This is a genomic window from Hydrogenophaga sp. (assembly GCF_014773545.1).
Lineage (GTDB): Bacteria > Pseudomonadota > Gammaproteobacteria > Burkholderiales > Burkholderiaceae_C > Hydrogenophaga.
The window spans coordinates 179,740-194,391 of record NZ_SDDV01000004.1 but is presented as its reverse complement, the minus strand read 5'-3'; the positions used below and the strand labels follow the sequence as shown (position 1 = coordinate 194,391).

Sequence of the window (14,652 nt, the reverse complement as noted above, 5' to 3'; positions counted from 1 at the left end):
GATTGTCGCAAAAACACCAGCCCGCAGCAGCGCTCAAGCGCGCCCGCTGCGCTTGCTCGCTGGCACCTGCATCGGCCAGGCCAGTAGCAGCCAGACCAGCATGGCCGCTGCGCAAACGGCAAACAGACCGCCGGGGCCGTGCGCCTGCACCAGCCAGCCACCGAGTGCGCCGCCCAGAAAAAATCCGATCGACTGCAAGGTGTTGTAGACCCCAAGCGCCGCTCCGCGCGCGTGCGTCGGCGCCAGCTTGGACACCAGGCTGGGCTGGCTGGCTTCGAGCGTATTAAATCCGATGAAAAAAACGAACAGCAGCAAACCCAGGCTCCACAGACCGGGCAGCGCGCCACCGGGCGCGACCAGCCACCACAGAGCGAGCTGGACCAGCAAAATCAGGCCAATGGCGGCCAGAAATACGGCGCGCAGGTGGCCGCGCCGCTCCATCGGGAACAGCACGCCGCCCATCACCAGCAGCGAGGCCAGCACGGCCGGCAGATAGACCAGCCAGTGATCGATCTGGGCCAGCCCGGCCTGCAGCAGCAGCGCTGGCACCGCCATCCACATCGCCAGTTGCACCGCGTGCAAAACGAACACGCCCAGGTTCAGGCGCAGCAAGCCAGCGTGGCGCAGCACCTCACGCATGCCGCTATCGCGCCGCTGGGCGCGGGGCTGGGGCCTGGGTGGCTCGGGCGGTGCAACCCAGATCACGACTGCGATGCCGAGCAAGGCCAGCGCGCAAGTGAGGACGAAAATGCCCGACAAACCGATCCAGGCCGCCAGCGGTGGCGCCAGCGCCAGCGAGAGCGCAAACATGAGCGCGATGCTGGCCCCCACCACCGCCATCGCCTTGGTGCGCACACCGTCGCGCGTGACGTCGGCCAAAAAAGCGGTGACGGCGGCCGAAATCGCGCCCGCGCCTTGCAGGGCGCGGCCAATGGTCAGCCAAGTCAGGTCTGGCGCCCAGGCCGCCAGCGCGCTGCCCAGCGCGAACAGCAGCAAGCCGGCGATGATCACGGGCTTGCGGCCCAAACGGTCGGCCGCCAGGCCAAACGGAATTTGCAGCAGGGCCTGCGTCAGGCCGTACAAGCCCATGGCCAGACCGACCCGGGCCGCGTCGTCCCCGCCAGGCAGGCGCGACGCCTCCAGCGCAAACACCGGCAACACCAGAAACAGGCCGAGCATGCGCAGCGCAAAAATCGACGCCAGCGCCCCGCTGGCGCGCCGCTCGGCCGCCGTCATGCGGGTCGCGTCAAGATCGGTGACGCCGGACATGGCGGCAGGTGGGACGGAAGATAACGACACAGAGCCGGAACCGAAAAGGAATGGAACGAAGCGTCGTATTGTGCGCCAAAGCCACAGCGGCTCAGGCTGTGGCCCGGCTTGCAAGCCGGGTGCGTCGCGGCCTCATGCAAGCAGATAAACCAACAGGCCACGCCGTTACAAGCAGGCGAGTGAGATTCGAGATATACTGTCACCAGTATTTAAAGTGAGCCTCAGCCACGAGGCGTCCCCCTTTTTCAGCCTGCAAACTTAAGGTGAATTCATGCTGCGTTTCGATCTACCCCAAGTCTGGTCCAACGTCATTCGTTGGGAAGCCTTTCTCACGTTTGTCATTTGCTGCGTTTCTCTGCTGGTGGGTTTTGCCTGGCTGCTGCCCCTGCTGACCGTGCAAGGTTTTGTGCGCGGCTTCATCGGCCACCAGCACTGCCCGCTGCACCGGGTGTGGCGCAAGCTGTTCGAGGCGCGTCAGTGGGGCGGCAAAAAAGAAGACGCCGGTGCCAAAATGTTTGCCAACAAGCTGCTGTTCCTGGCCAGCGGCATTTCCTTCACCCTGTTTATGCTGGGCAGCCCGCTGTGGATCGTGCCGTGCATCGCGCTGGTGATTTTTTCTTTCATGGAGTGGGCTTTTTCCTACTGCGCGGCCTGCTCGGCGTACGGTGTGTGGTATCGCAAGTTTCCGCCGAAAATGGGCTGATGCCTGCAATGAAAGAGCGGTGCGGGCAAGCGCGCCGTTTGGGCTGGGATATTCGACAGGCTCAGGGCGAACGGATGGGTAGAGCAATTCCCGCTCCCGTTCGGACTGAGCCTGTCGAAGTCCAGATCGCACGCGCCACCCTTCGACAAGCTCAGGGCGAACGGATGGGTGGCTCAGGGCGAACGGATGGGTGGCTCAGAGCGAACGGATGGGTGGCTCAGAGCGAACGGTTGCTGGGCTCAGAGCGAACGGTTGCTGAGCTCGGGGTGAACGGTGGATTACGGGTATGGCCGACAATGCAGCCATGCCCGCTTTCCCCCCTGCACCCGAGCTGGCCTGCCAGTTGCTGATTCCCTTTGCTGGCGCCAGCGCCCCGGCCTGCCGCGCCGCCCTGCCCGGGCTGCGTCTGCCGCATCTGCAAGCGCTGCTGGCCGAGCTGCTGCTGCTCGCCACCGACTGCGGCGACGAGCAGCGTCTGAGTCCGCCACACGAACGCGCGCTGGCGCAGGCGCTGGGTTTGCGCCGGGCCGATGGCAGTGCCTGCGCCGACGGCCAGATTCCCTGGGCCGCCGCCCTCAGCCACAGTCCCACGCAGCCGCAGGCCTGGTTCACTCCGTGTCACTACGCGGTCGGCAGCGAGCAGGTGCGGCTGCTGCCGGGCGATCAGATCGGGCTGAGTGATGCCGAGTCGCGCGCGCTGTGTGACGCACTGGCGCCTTACTGCGCCGAAGACGGCATCGAGCTGCGCTTTGATTCGGCCACGCGCTGGCACGCCAGCGGCGCAGCGTTGCGTGCGGTCGTCTGCGCCAGCCTGGACCGCGTCAGCGGCTGTTCGCTGCAGGGCTGGATGACCGAGAGTCCGGCCAACCTGAGCGGGCGCCCATTGCTCCAGCGGCTGCAATCGGAAGCGCAACTGCTGTTTTACAGCCACCCCTTGCACGACGCGCGCAGCGCGCGCGGGTTGTTGCCGGTGAACGGTTTTTGGATCAGCGGCGCCGGCGCGCTGGACCAGGCGCCAGCGCTCCAGCCGGCGCCGACCCAGCCCGCTGCGCTGCGCTGGGCCGCGCTGCGCGCCGACTGGGCCGCCTGGCAACAGGCCTGGGTGCAGCTCGACGCCACCGAGATAGCCGCCGCCCACGCCGCCGTGCGCCGTGGCGTGCCGCTCCAGCTTAGCCTATGCGGCGAACGCAACACGTACACCTGGGCCAGTGCGCCGCGCGCTGTCTTCGCGCGCATGGGTCGGCGCCTGCGCCAGAGGCTGGCCCCGACCCCGATTCACAAAACCCTGGAATTGCTATGAACATCCTCACCCGCGACGTGCCACCGCGCGCCGCCTGGGCGCTGGAGCAAGCCGGCCTGCACCCGTTGTTGGCGCGTTTGTATGCCGCGCGCGGCATCACCCACCCCGACCAGCTCGACGACGCGCTGGCACGCCTGCTGCCGCCCTCATCCCTGCTCGGAGCCGACGCCGCGGCGCGCGCACTGGCCGACGCGATGCACGCGCAGCAATCGATCTGCATCGTGGCCGACTACGACTGTGACGGCGCCAGCGCCTGCGCGGTCGGCCTGCGCGGGCTGCGCCTGCTGGGCGCGCCCAAGGGCTTCGAGCGCGTGAGCTACCTGGTGCCCGATCGGGTCAAGGACGGCTACGGTCTGACCGCTTCGATTGCCCAACGCGTCCATGCGCTCGGTGCCGACCTGCTGGTGACGGTGGACAACGGCATTGCCAGCGTTGACGGCGTGCGTGCGGCGCGCGCGCTGGGCCTGCAAGTCATCATCACCGACCACCACCTGCCAGCCCTGCAAGACGGCGCTGCCGTGCTGCCACAGGACTGCATCATCGTCAACCCGAACCAGCCCGGCTGCGGGTTTGAGAGCAAGTCGATCGCCGGCGTCGGCGTGATGTTCTACGTCTTGCTGGCGCTGCGCGCCGAGCTGCGCGCGCGCGGTTGGTTCACGGCGCAAAACCAGCCCAAGATCGACAGCCTGCTGCCGCTGGTGGCACTGGGCACGGTGGCCGACGTGGTGCGGCTCGACGCCAACAACCGCCGCCTGGTGGCGCAGGGTTTGAAGCGCGTGCGCGCTGCTGCCATGCCGGCCGGCATGGCAGCGCTGTTCAAGGTGGCGGCGCGCCAACCGGCAGGCGCTACCAGCCTGGACTTCGGTTTTGCCCTGGGCCCGCGCCTGAACGCCGCCGGCCGGCTGGCCGACATGACGCTGGGCGTCGAATGCCTGTGCACCGACGACGCCGGGCGTGCCGAGGAGCTGGCGCGCACACTCGACGGCATCAACCGCGAGCGCAAAAGCATAGAAGGCGAGATGCGCGAGCAAGCGCTGCTGCTGGCCGAGGACATGTTCGACGCCAGCGAGGAGCCGCCGCCGGCGCTGGTGGTGTTCGACCCTGACTTCCACGAGGGTGTGGTCGGCATCGTGGCCGCACGCCTGAAGGACAAACTGCACCGCCCCAGCTTCGTCTTCGCCGCCAGCGCAGCCGCTGGGCGCGCGCACGAACTCAAGGGTTCGGGCCGCTCGATTGCCGGTTTTCACCTGCGCGACGCGCTTGACCTGGTGGCCAAGCGCCACCCGGGTGTGCTGCTGCGCTTTGGCGGCCACGCCATGGCGGCCGGCTGCACGATAGAAGAAGATCAACTCGAGCGCTTCGAGGCCGCCTTGCAGCAAGTGGCGCATGAATGGTTGGACGCCGCCACCTTGCAGCGCCGGCTGGAGGCCGACGGCGCACTCGCGCCGCAGCACCGCCGCGTCGAACTGGTCGATATGCTGCTACAGCAGGTGTGGGGCCAGGGCTTTGCGCCACCGCTGTTTTGCGAAGAACTGCACGTCCTCAGCCAGCGGCTGGTGGCCGACAAGCACCTGTCCCTCAAGCTCAGGCATAGGGGCGAACCGGTCGACGGCATCTGGTTCGGCCGCACCGAACCGCTGCCCGAGCGCGTCACACTCGCCTTCCGGCTCGAAGCCGACGAATGGCAAGGACAGCGCCGGGTGCGGTTTTTGATCGAGGCGGCACGCTACTGAGCAAACCCCACACGGGGGGCGGTCCAGCGGCTGCAGCGTTTCGAGGCCTGGCTGCGGCCGCTGCGCTGAGCCGGCACGGCAGGCCGCGCGCGCCGGCTGCAAGCGGCAGCGGTCAAGGGAGCGCACGGCGCGCTGAAGCGGCGCTCTGCCCCAGCGCCGCCAGCAGGCGCTGGTGTACACCACCAAAACCGCCGTTGCTCATGCAGACGATGTGGTCGCCGCCGCGCGCGGCGGCGCAGACCTGGGCCACCAGCTCATCGATGCTGTGCGCCACCCGGGCGCGCGCGCCCAGCGGGGCCAGCGCCTGGGCGGCGTCCCATTCCAGAGCGCCGGCATGACAAAAAGCCAGCTCGGCCGCCGCCAGACTCCAGGGCAGTTGCGCCTTCATGGCGCCGAGTTTCATGCTGTTGCTGCGCGGCTCGAACACCGCCAGAATGCGCCCCGGCACCGCCTCGGTCTGCTGCAGGCGGCGTCGCAAGCCGTCCAGTGTGCTGCGGATCGCGCTCGGGTGGTGGGCAAAATCGTCGTACACGCTCACCGGCTGTTCGTCGCGCAGCACCACGCCGCGCAGCTCCATGCGGCGGCGCACGCTCTCGAAACCGGCCAGCGCGCGCACGCCGTCGGCCGGCGCCACGCCCAGGTGCTGCGCAGCGGCCAACGCGGCCAGCGCATTGAGCTGGTTGTGGCTGCCGCTCAGACCCCACTGCAGCCGCGCCAGCGCCTGGCCGTGCTGCAGCACCACAAAGTCGTGCGGCTCGCCCTGGGCGCAAAAATCGCTCACCGCCGCGCCAAAGGTGCGCAACTCGCTCCACAGCCCCTGATGCAGCACGCGCTCGAGGCTTTCTTCCAGCCCGTTGGCCACCACCCGGCCCGAAGCGGGCACGGTGCGCAGCAGGTGGTGGAACTGGCGTTCGATCGCACGCAGGTCTTCAAAAATGTCGGCGTGGTCGAACTCCAGATTGTTCAACACCAGGGTGCGCGGCCGGTAGTGGACGAATTTGCTGCGCTTGTCGAAAAAAGCGGTGTCGTATTCGTCGGCCTCGATGACGAACGCCGAGCCGGTGCCCAGGCGGGCCGAAACACCAAAGTTGATCGGCACGCCGCCGACCAGAAAACCCGGTTGCAGGCCAGCCGACTCCAAAATCCAGGCCAGCATGGCGGTGGTGGTGGTTTTGCCGTGGGTGCCGGCCACCGCCAGCACGTGACGACCCTGTAGCACGTGTTCGGCCAACCACTGCGGACCACTGGTGTAGCGCGCGCCCGCATCCAAAATCGCCTCCATGAGCGGGAATTTGGCGCTGCCGTCGGGCAAACGCGCGCGCCCGACCACGTTGCCAACCACATACAGGTCGGGGGCGAGTGCCCGTTGCTCGGCCCCGTAGCCTTCGATCAGCTCGATGCCCAGCGACTGCAACTGCTCGCTCATGGGCGGGTAGACGGCGGCGTCGCAGCCGGTGACGCGGTGGCCGGCCTGACGCGCCAGCACGGCCAAGCCGCCCATGAAGGTGCCGCAAATGCCCAGGATGTGAATGTGCATGGGCCGATTCTATTGAACCCGGCGGCCCAAGCACTCAAGGGGTTCTTGGCGCGGTTTTGCTCTGCACCGAGCGCAGCGCCTGCGCCAACAGATCGAGCGCCTGCACCGAATCGTCCCAGCCCAGACAGGCGTCGGTGATGCTCTGGCCGTAGCGCAGTTTGTCCACCGCGTCCTGGCCCGGGCTGAACTTTTGCGCCCCGGCCTCGATGTGGCTCTCGATCATCACGCCGAGCACGCTGCGCGAGCCGGCCGCAATCTGGTCTGCAATGTCGCGCGCTACCACCAACTGCCGCTCGTGCTGCTTGCTGCTGTTGGCATGGCTGCAATCGATCATCAGGCGCGGCGGCAGTCTGGCAGCTTCCAGGGCCTGGACCGCGGCCAGCACGTGAGCAGCGTCGTAATTGGGCGCCTTGCCGCCGCGCAAAATCAGGTGGCAGTCCTTATTGCCCGCGGTGCGAACGATGGCGACCTGGCCGTTTTTGTGCACCGACAGAAAATGGTGGCCGCGCGCGGCGGCTTGAATCGCGTCGGTGGCGATGCGGATGTTGCCGTCGGTGCCGTTCTTGAAACCAATCGGCGCCGACAGCCCGGAAGCCAGTTCACGGTGCACCTGGCTCTCGGTGGTGCGCGCGCCAATGGCGCCCCAACTGATGAGGTCGCCAATGTACTGCGGCGAAATCACGTCCAGAAATTCGCTGCCGGCCGGCAGGCCCAGGCGGTTGATCTCGATCAGCAAATGGCGCGCGATGCGCAGACCCTCGTCGATGCGAAAACTGTCGTCCAGGTAGGGGTCGTTGATCAGGCCCTTCCAGCCCACCGTGGTGCGCGGTTTCTCGAAGTAGACCCGCATCACGATCTCCAGCACATCGGCGTAGCGCTCGCGCAGCGGCAACAGGCGGCGCGCATAGTCCAGCGCGGCCACCGGGTCGTGAATCGAGCACGGGCCAATCACCACCAGCAAGCGCTGGTCGCGCCCGTGCAGAATGTCGTGAATGCGCCGGCGGGTCTGCCCAATCAAGGCCTCTACCGGCGTGCCGCCGATGGGGAAGAAGCGAATCAGGTGTTCGGGCGGAGGCAGCACGGTGATGTCCTTGATGCGTTCGTCATCGGTCTGGCTGGTTTTGTCAACCGCGCGTGCATGCCAGGCATCGCTGCCGGCGTAGATGGACTGTGCATTCATGACGGGGCTCCTCCAAAGGGAATAAAAAAAACCGCCGGGCTGGTGGCTCCGGCGGTTTGATCGAGTTCAGGTGCTGCGCTTACGGCTTGGCCTCTCGTCCGCCAGGGACTGAGAACCAAAAATAAAAGGCAAAGACCAAACGCGCTTGCATAGGCTTCCAATATAGCACAAGCAGCGTCAAGCCACCCAGCCGAACGCGTGCAGGCCCGCGCCGGCCAGGGCGCTCAGACCAATGAGCGCCGGCACCCCCAGTTGCCAGCGCACCAGCGCCAGCAAGGCCAGCAGCGCCAGCGCCAGCGCGACCCAGTCGACTTGCTGCCACCACGCGCCGCCGGCTCCGGCCGGAAAGGCCACGTAGGTGAGAAAAAACAGCCCCAGGCTGGCGATCACACCGACCACGGCGGCGGTGATGGCGCTCATGGGCGCGGTGAATTGCAGCTTGCCGTGCGTGCCCTCGACCAGCGGACCGCCGGCCAGGATCAAAATGAACGAGGGCAGAAAAGTAAACCAGGTGACGACGCAGGCGGCCAGAATGGCGCCCAGAAACAGCGCTTCCGGCCCCAGCACCTGCTGGCTCCAGCCGCCCAGAAAGCCCACGAAAGCCACCACCATGATGAGCGGACCGGGCAGGGTTTGGCCCAGCGCCAGGCCGTCCATCATTTGGGTGCCGCTCAGCCAGCCGTGTTCGACCACCGCACCCTGATAGACGTAGGGCAGCACGGCGTAGGCGCCGCCAAAAGTCAGCAGCGCGGCCTTGGTGAAGAACCAGCCCATGGCCGCCAGCGTGCCGCTCCAGCCCTGCCAGAGCAGCAGCGCCAGCATGGGCAGGCTCCAGAGCACGGCACCCGCCAGCAGCACGCGCAGCAGGCGCGGGCGCGAAAAGCGCGCGTGCGCGGGCAAGGGCGTGCCGTCGTCGATCACGGCCGCGCCGCTGCCGTGCGCGCCGCCCAGTTGTGCATGCGACGAGCCGAGATGGGAAAACTGCCCGGGCAAGTAGCGCCCGCCCAGCCAGCCGAGCAGCAAGGCGCTGAAAACGATGGCGGGAAAGGGCACCGCAAAAGCGTGGATGGCGACAAAACTGGCCAGCGCAATGGCCCACAGCAGCGGCGCGCGGCGCGGATGCTGCAGCGTCTTGCTGCCGATGCGGTGCACCGCATGCAGCACCAGAGCCGCCACCGCGGGCTTGATGCCGTACAGCAGCGCGCTCATCCAGGCCAGGTGGCCGTAGGCGACGTAGACCGAGCTGAGCGCGATCAGCAGCAGCAGCGAGGGCAGCACGAACAACACCCCGGCGACCACGCCGCCCCAGGTGCGGTGCAGCATCCATCCGATGTAGGTGGCGAGTTGCTGCGCCTCCGGCCCGGGCAGCAGCATGCAGTAGTTGAGTGCGTGCAAAAAACGCTGCTCGCTGATCCAGCGCTTTTGCTCGACCAGTTCGCGGTGCATGATGGCGATCTGCCCGGCCGGGCCGCCAAAACCGATGAAGCCGAGCTTGAGCCAAAACCGCACTGCCTGGGCAAATTCAACCTGAGGCGGCGAGGCTTGCATGTCGATCTCCGAAGTGGGCGTGGTCAGACGCAAAGCGCGACTTTAGCGCAGCGGCGTGACAGTGGGCCGCCACACGGCCACGACCTACCAGCCCAGGCCCAGACGCAGCGGCAGGTAAACCGCCATGCCGGCCACGATGGTGCCGAGTACGCCGCGTTGCCAGAAAAACCAGGCCGCCCCGGCGGCCGCGGCGAACAAGCGCGCGTCCTGCCAGGTGTCGATCAATTCACCCTGCGTCAGCACCACGGCCGGCAGCACCACCGCCGCCAGCGCGGCAATGGGGGCGTACTGCATGCCGCGCTGCGCCCACGGCGGCAAGGTCCAGGGCTTGCTGGAGATGAAGAAAAAGCCGCGCGTCAGCACGGTGATGACGCCGAGTGCGACGATCGTCAGCAGGGTGCGCGGGTCGACGTCAAACACGGGGGGCTCCAGGTGCGGAATCGGGCGGCAGCATTTTTTCCAGCAGCAAACAAATGACGACCGCGCTGGCGATCGCCACCACGATGTTGAGGTTGAGCGGCAGCGCAAACGCCGCCACCGCCGCCGTCCCCGCCACCGTGGCCGAAACCACCCGCAAGGGCGAGGTGGCCAGCGAACAAAGCACGCCCAAGAGCGCCAGAATTCCAGCGAAACCCAGACCCCAGGCGGGGGGAATGGCGTTGGCTAGCAACACCCCGATCAGGCTGGCCGACATCCAGGACAGGTAGTTCACCGCGCAGTTGCCCATCAGATAAGCCTGCTGGCGCTCGCGCTCGTCGGCGCTGTGGCCCGGCGTCGGATAGCGGCGCACGAAGAACACGTAGCTCAGGTCGATGGTGAGGTAGCCGCTGACCATGCGCTGCCATAAGGGCAGATGCATCATATAGGGCCGCAAGTGGGCCGAAAACACCACGAAGCGCAGGTTGACGCACACCGCGGCAACCAGAATCACCCACAGCGGCGCGCCCGTAACCATCAGCGGCAAGGCGGCGAGCTGGGCGCTGCCGGCGTAGACGATCAGCGTCATCAGCACCGCCTCGGCGACCGAAAGACCGGCCGCGACCATCGCCACGCCAGTCATCAGGCCCCAGGCCGCCATGCCCAGAGTGGCGCCGCTTTGGTCGCGCACGCCGTCCCAAAATTCAGCGTGGCGCCGGTAGCTGCGCCGGTAAAACATCAAGCGCTCGTTTTCTGTCTGGGGCTGGCGTCGAACACCTGCCCCACGGTGAGCGCAAAGCCGCGCAAGAAATCTGCCACTGCCAGCCGCTTGCCCCCGGCGCGCTGCAGCTCGGTCAGGCGCAGCACGCCGCAGCCGGTTTGCACCCGGATGCCGTCGGCTTCGACAGACAACACCTGGCCAGGCTGTGCGCTTGCCAGCGCCGGCGCATGTTCGGCCTGCGCCTGCCAGACCTTGAGCGGCTCCTGCGCCCATGCGGTGCAAGCGCCGGGCGCCGGGTTGAAGGCGCGCACGCGCCGCGCCAACAAGTCGGCTGGCAAGGTCCAGTCGATGGCCGCTTCGGCTTTCTCAATCTTGTGCGCGTAGCTGATGCCAGCGCCGGGCTGGCGCTGCGGCCGCAGCGTGCCCGCGTCGGCCTGCGCCAGCACCTGCAGCATCAAGGACCCACCCAGGTCGGCCAAGCGCTGGTGCAGGCTGGCGCTGTTGTCGTGCGGGCCGATCGGCAGCGCCTGTTGCAGCAGCACGTCGCCGGTGTCGAGCCCGGCGTCCATTTGCATGATGCTGATGCCAGTCTGCGCGTCGCCGGCCTCGATGGCGCGCTGAATCGGTGCCGCTCCGCGCCAGCGCGGCAGCAAGGAAGCGTGGATATTGAAGCAGCCCCAGCCGCGCGGCGCTGCGCCACCCGGCCCAGGCTGGCGCATGAGGTCGAGCAGCCACGGCGGCAGCAGCAGGCCAAAGGCCACCACCACCATGGCGTCGGCCTGCGCGGCTTGCATCGCTGCGCGCGCCTGCGCGGCGTCGGCAGCGTAGTTGCCGTCCAGTCGCAGGCTGCGCGGCTGCGCCAGCGCGATCTGCTGCGCCAGCGCAAGCTGCTTGACCGCCGAGGGCTGCAGCTTCATGCCGCGCCCGGCGGGCCGATCCGGCTGGGTCAGCACCAGCGCGACCTCGTGCCGGGCAGCGAGCAGGTGCTGCAGCGCCACGCGGGCGAATTCAGGGGTGCCGGCAAAAATCAGCCTCATGCCCGCAGCGCCTCGCGCTGCGCCTTGGCCAGCTTGCTCTGAATGCGCAGGCGCTTGAGCGGCGAGAGGTGTTCGACGAACACGCGGCCGAGCAGATGGTCCATTTCGTGCTGTATGCACACCGCCAGCATGTCCTGAGCTTCGATGCTGCGCGCAAGGCCTTGTGCGTCGAGCGCGCGCACCCGCACGGCAATGGCACGCTCGACGCCATCGTAGATGCCGGGCACCGACAGGCAGCCCTCCTCGCCCTTGCGCGTCTCGGGGCTGAGCCATTCGAACTCTGGGTTGATCAGCACCAGCGGCTGGTCGCGCGCCTCGCTGACGTCAATCACAATCAGGCGCTCGTGCACATCGACCTGAGTTGCCGCCAGCCCAATGCCGTTGGCCGCGTGCATGGTGGCAAACATGCGTTCGATCAAGGCGCGGATGCGGTCGTCCACCCCCTGCACCGGGCGCGCCACGGTGTGCAGGCGCGGGTCGGGGTAGCGCAAAATCTCGAGCAGAGCAGGTGCGAGGTCGGTCATGGCGGGCGCGGGCAATCGGTGGACAGCGGGCGCACCAGTCGGCACCGGGCGAATGACTGGGCGCAAAGCAGATCGGTTTTTGCTATTTTCGCCACTTTTTCCCCGCGCTGCCAGTCCCATAGTCGACAAGCATTGCCTAATCAAGGGCTTGAGCGCAAAATCGCAGCCGGGTTGTCAAGACGAGCTTGGCCCGCCAGCCGGGCGGACGCTGGCGGTCCGAGGCCCCGACTGCATCGCCACTTGCCCGCAAGCCCTACCCATGCCACTGTCCACCTGCCTGTCCGTCCCTGCCCACCCCCTGTCTGCAGCGCGCGCGTTGCTGTGCGCGGCTGCACTGCTCGCCACCGCATTCGGCAGCAGCGTCTGGGCACAGCCATTCCCCATCACCGCAGCCCAGCGCGCCACGGCGGATCAGGTCGCCCAAGCCGGCGTGCCACTGTCCGAACTGGCCGCCAACGCGCCGCACAGCCACACGGTTGAGCGTGGCGACACGCTGTGGGCGATCTCCAGCCTGTTTCTCAAGAGCCCCTGGCGCTGGCCCGAGCTCTGGGGCATGAACCGGCAAGACATTCGCAACCCGCACCTGATTTTCCCGGGTCAGGTGCTCTACCTCGACACGTCCAGCGGCCGCGCCATTTTGAGCACCCGCGCACCCGGCGCCGCCGCAAACGATCTCCCCACCGTGCGGCTGTCGCCGCGCACCCGCGTGCAAGCCCTGGACGAATTGGCTATTGCGCCGGTTTCGCTGCAGGCGATCAAGGCTTTTCTGAGCGAGTCCGAAATCGTCGACGAAGCCAGCTTCGCGCGCGCACCTCGCATCGTCGCCACCCAGGAGACCCGGGTGCTGCTCAGCCGCGGAGACCGCGCCTACGCACGCGCGCAATACAGCGACACGGCCAGCCCTGAGGCGCTGACCCTGGGCCCCGATCAGGCGCGTGAGCTGCGCGTTTTTCGCAACGCGGTGCCCCTGAAAGACCCTGCCACGGGTGAGGTGCTGGGTTTTGAAGCGCAGTTCCTGGGCAAGGCCCGCTTGGTGCGCGGCGAATCCAGCCAGACCCGCACCGACGCGCAGGGCCAGAGCCACACCGAAATCGTTCCGGCCACCATAGACATCGTGTTTTCCCGCCAGGAAATGCGCATCGGTGACCGCTTATTGCCCGCGGCGGCGCGCGACTGGCAGCCCTTCGTTCCGAGCACATCCGAGCGCGCCCAGGACGGGCAAATCGTCTCGGTGTACGGCGATGCGGTCAGCTTTGTCGGACAAAACCAGGTGGTGGCGATCAACCGCGGCCGCGCGCATGGGCTAGAGCGCGGCCACGTGCTGGCCGTGCTGCGCGACAGCCATCTGGTGACCGACCGCACCGACCCGGCGCAACCGCAACTGCGGCTGCCGGGCGAGCGCAACGGACTGATGATGGTGTTTCGCACATTTGACAAGCTGTCTTACGCGCTGGTGCTGCAGATTGCCGATGGCGTGAAAGTGGGAGACCACTTCTCCAACCCCTGATTGCCCGCATGGCTCCCGACGAACTGGGCGCCTGGCTGCGCTTGCTGCTCACGCCCGGCGTCGGCCCCGTGACAGCGCGCCGCTTGCTGGACGCCTTTGGCCTGCCGACGGTCATATTCAGGCAACCCGCCGCCGCTTGGCGGGCGCTGGTCGGCGCCCAGGTGACGCAGGCGCTGCAGTGTCCACCGCCGGATTTGCCCGCCGCTGTGCAGCGGCTGCAAGACTGGCTGGCGGCGTCGCCCATGCACCACGTGCTGAGCCTGGCTGACCCGCACTACCCGAGCGAGTTGCTGCAGATGGCAGACCCGCCGCTGCTGCTTTATGTGCAGGGCCAGCTCGAAGCGTTGCGCCACCCACTGCGACTGGCGATCGTCGGCAGCCGCAGCCCGACGCCGCAGGGTCAGGCCAACGCGCACCAGTTCGCGCGCGCGCTGGGCCGGGCCGGCGTGTGCGTGGTCTCTGGGCTGGCGCTGGGCGTGGACGGCGCCGCGCACGAAGGCGCGTTGGCGTCCAACGCCATCACCATCGCGGTGGTCGGCACCGGGCTGGACCGGGTCTATCCAAACAGCCACCGCGCGCTGGCCGAGCGCATTGCGGCCAGCGGTGCGATCGTGAGCGAATGGGCGCTCGGCACGCCGCCGCTGGCGGCGAATTTCCCGCGTCGCAACCGCATCATTGCCGGCTTGTCGCAGGGCACGCTGGTGGTAGAAGCAGCGCTGCACTCGGGCTCACTGATCACCGCTCGGCTGGCCGCCGAACAGGGGCGCGAGGTATTCGCCATTCCGGGGTCGATCCACGCGCCGCAATCGCGCGGCTGCCACGCCCTGATCCGCCTGGGTGCCAAGCTGGTCGAGTCGGCGCAAGACATTTTGGAAGAGCTGCGCCTAGACGGGCCGCTGCACAGCCCTGACGCCGACCAGCGTGCGCCAGCGCCGATCGACAGCCTGCTCGACGCCATGGGTTTTGACCCCATCCGTCTGGACGCTTTGCAAGACCGCACCGGCCTGGACACCGCTCATCTGCAAGCGCGCCTGCTGGAGCTGGAATTGCAGGGCTCGGTGGGGCGACTGCCCGGCGGTTGGCTGCAGCGGCTGGGCCAGGCTTGAGCCGGGACACCGCAATTGTCACCGCCCCGAGCCCGGCAACTGTTCGTCTGAGCCAGCCATCCGTTCGCCC

At 67.6% G+C, this 14,652-nt stretch carries 13 protein-coding genes; 5 read left to right on the top strand and 8 right to left on the bottom strand.

The window, feature by feature from the left end; all coding sequences use genetic code 11:
• Positions 1-33: 33 nt before the first annotated feature.
• Positions 34-1,236, bottom strand: a complete 1,203-nt coding sequence (locus tag EST26_RS04695) for an MFS transporter (RefSeq protein ID WP_291065760.1) — start codon at positions 1,234-1,236, stop codon at positions 34-36.
• 304 nt (positions 1,237-1,540) lie between these two features.
• Between EST26_RS04695 and EST26_RS04690 the strand changes: the two genes are divergently transcribed.
• From EST26_RS04690 to recJ, 3 genes are all read left to right on the top strand, one after another.
• Entirely contained in the window at positions 1,541-1,972 is a 432-nt protein-coding gene (locus tag EST26_RS04690) for a DUF4395 domain-containing protein (protein ID WP_291065723.1), read from the top strand.
• 304 nt (positions 1,973-2,276) lie between these two features.
• Complete coding sequence (locus EST26_RS04685) at positions 2,277-3,272, top strand: phosphoglycerate mutase (RefSeq protein WP_291065722.1); 996 nt, start codon at positions 2,277-2,279, stop codon at positions 3,270-3,272.
• A complete protein-coding gene (gene recJ / locus EST26_RS04680) occupies positions 3,269-5,005 on the top strand; it encodes a single-stranded-DNA-specific exonuclease RecJ (RefSeq protein WP_291065721.1) in 1,737 nt (578 codons plus the stop codon). Before EST26_RS04685 ends, recJ begins: the two co-directional genes overlap by 4 nt.
• 112 nt (positions 5,006-5,117) lie before the next feature.
• Here the strand turns inward: recJ and mpl are convergent, their stop codons facing one another.
• From mpl to def, 7 genes are all read right to left on the bottom strand, one after another.
• On the bottom strand, positions 5,118-6,542 hold the full coding sequence (gene mpl / locus EST26_RS04675; RefSeq protein ID WP_291065720.1) for a UDP-N-acetylmuramate:L-alanyl-gamma-D-glutamyl-meso-diaminopimelate ligase: 1,425 nt from the start codon (positions 6,540-6,542) through the stop codon (positions 5,118-5,120).
• 34 nt (positions 6,543-6,576) lie between these two features.
• Positions 6,577-7,722, bottom strand: a complete 1,146-nt coding sequence (locus EST26_RS04670) for a 3-deoxy-7-phosphoheptulonate synthase (protein WP_291065719.1) — start codon at positions 7,720-7,722, stop codon at positions 6,577-6,579.
• A 177-nt stretch (positions 7,723-7,899) separates the two neighbouring features.
• Positions 7,900-9,270: a chromate efflux transporter gene (chrA, locus tag EST26_RS04665; RefSeq protein ID WP_291065718.1), complete on the bottom strand. Its 1,371-nt coding sequence runs from the start codon at positions 9,268-9,270 to the stop codon at positions 7,900-7,902.
• Positions 9,271-9,354: 84 nt separating this feature from the next.
• Positions 9,355-9,690: an AzlD domain-containing protein gene (locus EST26_RS04660; RefSeq protein WP_291065717.1), complete on the bottom strand. Its 336-nt coding sequence runs from the start codon at positions 9,688-9,690 to the stop codon at positions 9,355-9,357.
• Positions 9,683-10,426: an AzlC family ABC transporter permease gene (locus EST26_RS04655; protein ID WP_291065716.1), complete on the bottom strand. Its 744-nt coding sequence runs from the start codon at positions 10,424-10,426 to the stop codon at positions 9,683-9,685. Before EST26_RS04655 ends, EST26_RS04660 begins: the two co-directional genes overlap by 8 nt.
• Positions 10,426-11,445: a methionyl-tRNA formyltransferase gene (fmt, locus tag EST26_RS04650; protein WP_291065715.1), complete on the bottom strand. Its 1,020-nt coding sequence runs from the start codon at positions 11,443-11,445 to the stop codon at positions 10,426-10,428. Before fmt ends, EST26_RS04655 begins: the two co-directional genes overlap by 1 nt.
• Positions 11,442-11,969: a peptide deformylase gene (def, locus tag EST26_RS04645; protein ID WP_291065714.1), complete on the bottom strand. Its 528-nt coding sequence runs from the start codon at positions 11,967-11,969 to the stop codon at positions 11,442-11,444. Before def ends, fmt begins: the two co-directional genes overlap by 4 nt.
• Positions 11,970-12,228: 259 nt before the next feature.
• Here def and EST26_RS04640 point away from each other — a divergent pair, with 259 nt between their 5' ends.
• Positions 12,229-13,476, top strand: coding sequence for a LysM domain-containing protein (locus EST26_RS04640; RefSeq protein WP_291065713.1), 1,248 nt, complete (start codon positions 12,229-12,231; stop codon positions 13,474-13,476).
• 8 nt (positions 13,477-13,484) lie between these two features.
• Positions 13,485-14,582 carry a DNA-processing protein DprA gene (gene dprA, locus EST26_RS04635; RefSeq protein WP_291065712.1) on the top strand — a complete coding sequence of 366 codons (1,098 nt, stop codon included), beginning with the start codon at positions 13,485-13,487 and terminating at the stop codon, positions 14,580-14,582.
• Positions 14,583-14,652 lie beyond the last annotated feature (70 nt).

Bases quoted from the DNA above. Each gene is read 5' to 3' on its own strand.
- recJ (WP_291065721.1), top strand. From the start codon at position 3,269: ATGAACATCCTCACCCGCGACGTGCCACCGCGCGCCGCCTGGGCGCTG.
- EST26_RS04670 (WP_291065719.1), bottom strand. From the start codon at position 7,722: ATGAATGCACAGTCCATCTACGCCGGCAGCGATGCCTGGCATGCACGC.
- dprA (WP_291065712.1), top strand. From the start codon at position 13,485: ATGGCTCCCGACGAACTGGGCGCCTGGCTGCGCTTGCTGCTCACGCCC.
- EST26_RS04640 (WP_291065713.1), top strand. From the start codon at position 12,229: ATGCCACTGTCCACCTGCCTGTCCGTCCCTGCCCACCCCCTGTCTGCA.
- EST26_RS04655 (WP_291065716.1), bottom strand. From the start codon at position 10,426: ATGTTTTACCGGCGCAGCTACCGGCGCCACGCTGAATTTTGGGACGGC.
- def (WP_291065714.1), bottom strand. From the start codon at position 11,969: ATGACCGACCTCGCACCTGCTCTGCTCGAGATTTTGCGCTACCCCGAC.
- EST26_RS04695 (WP_291065760.1), bottom strand. From the start codon at position 1,236: ATGACGGCGGCCGAGCGGCGCGCCAGCGGGGCGCTGGCGTCGATTTTT.
- fmt (WP_291065715.1), bottom strand. From the start codon at position 11,445: ATGAGGCTGATTTTTGCCGGCACCCCTGAATTCGCCCGCGTGGCGCTG.
- mpl (WP_291065720.1), bottom strand. From the start codon at position 6,542: ATGCACATTCACATCCTGGGCATTTGCGGCACCTTCATGGGCGGCTTG.
- EST26_RS04690 (WP_291065723.1), top strand. From the start codon at position 1,541: ATGCTGCGTTTCGATCTACCCCAAGTCTGGTCCAACGTCATTCGTTGG.
- chrA (WP_291065718.1), bottom strand. From the start codon at position 9,270: ATGCAAGCCTCGCCGCCTCAGGTTGAATTTGCCCAGGCAGTGCGGTTT.
- EST26_RS04685 (WP_291065722.1), top strand. From the start codon at position 2,277: ATGCCCGCTTTCCCCCCTGCACCCGAGCTGGCCTGCCAGTTGCTGATT.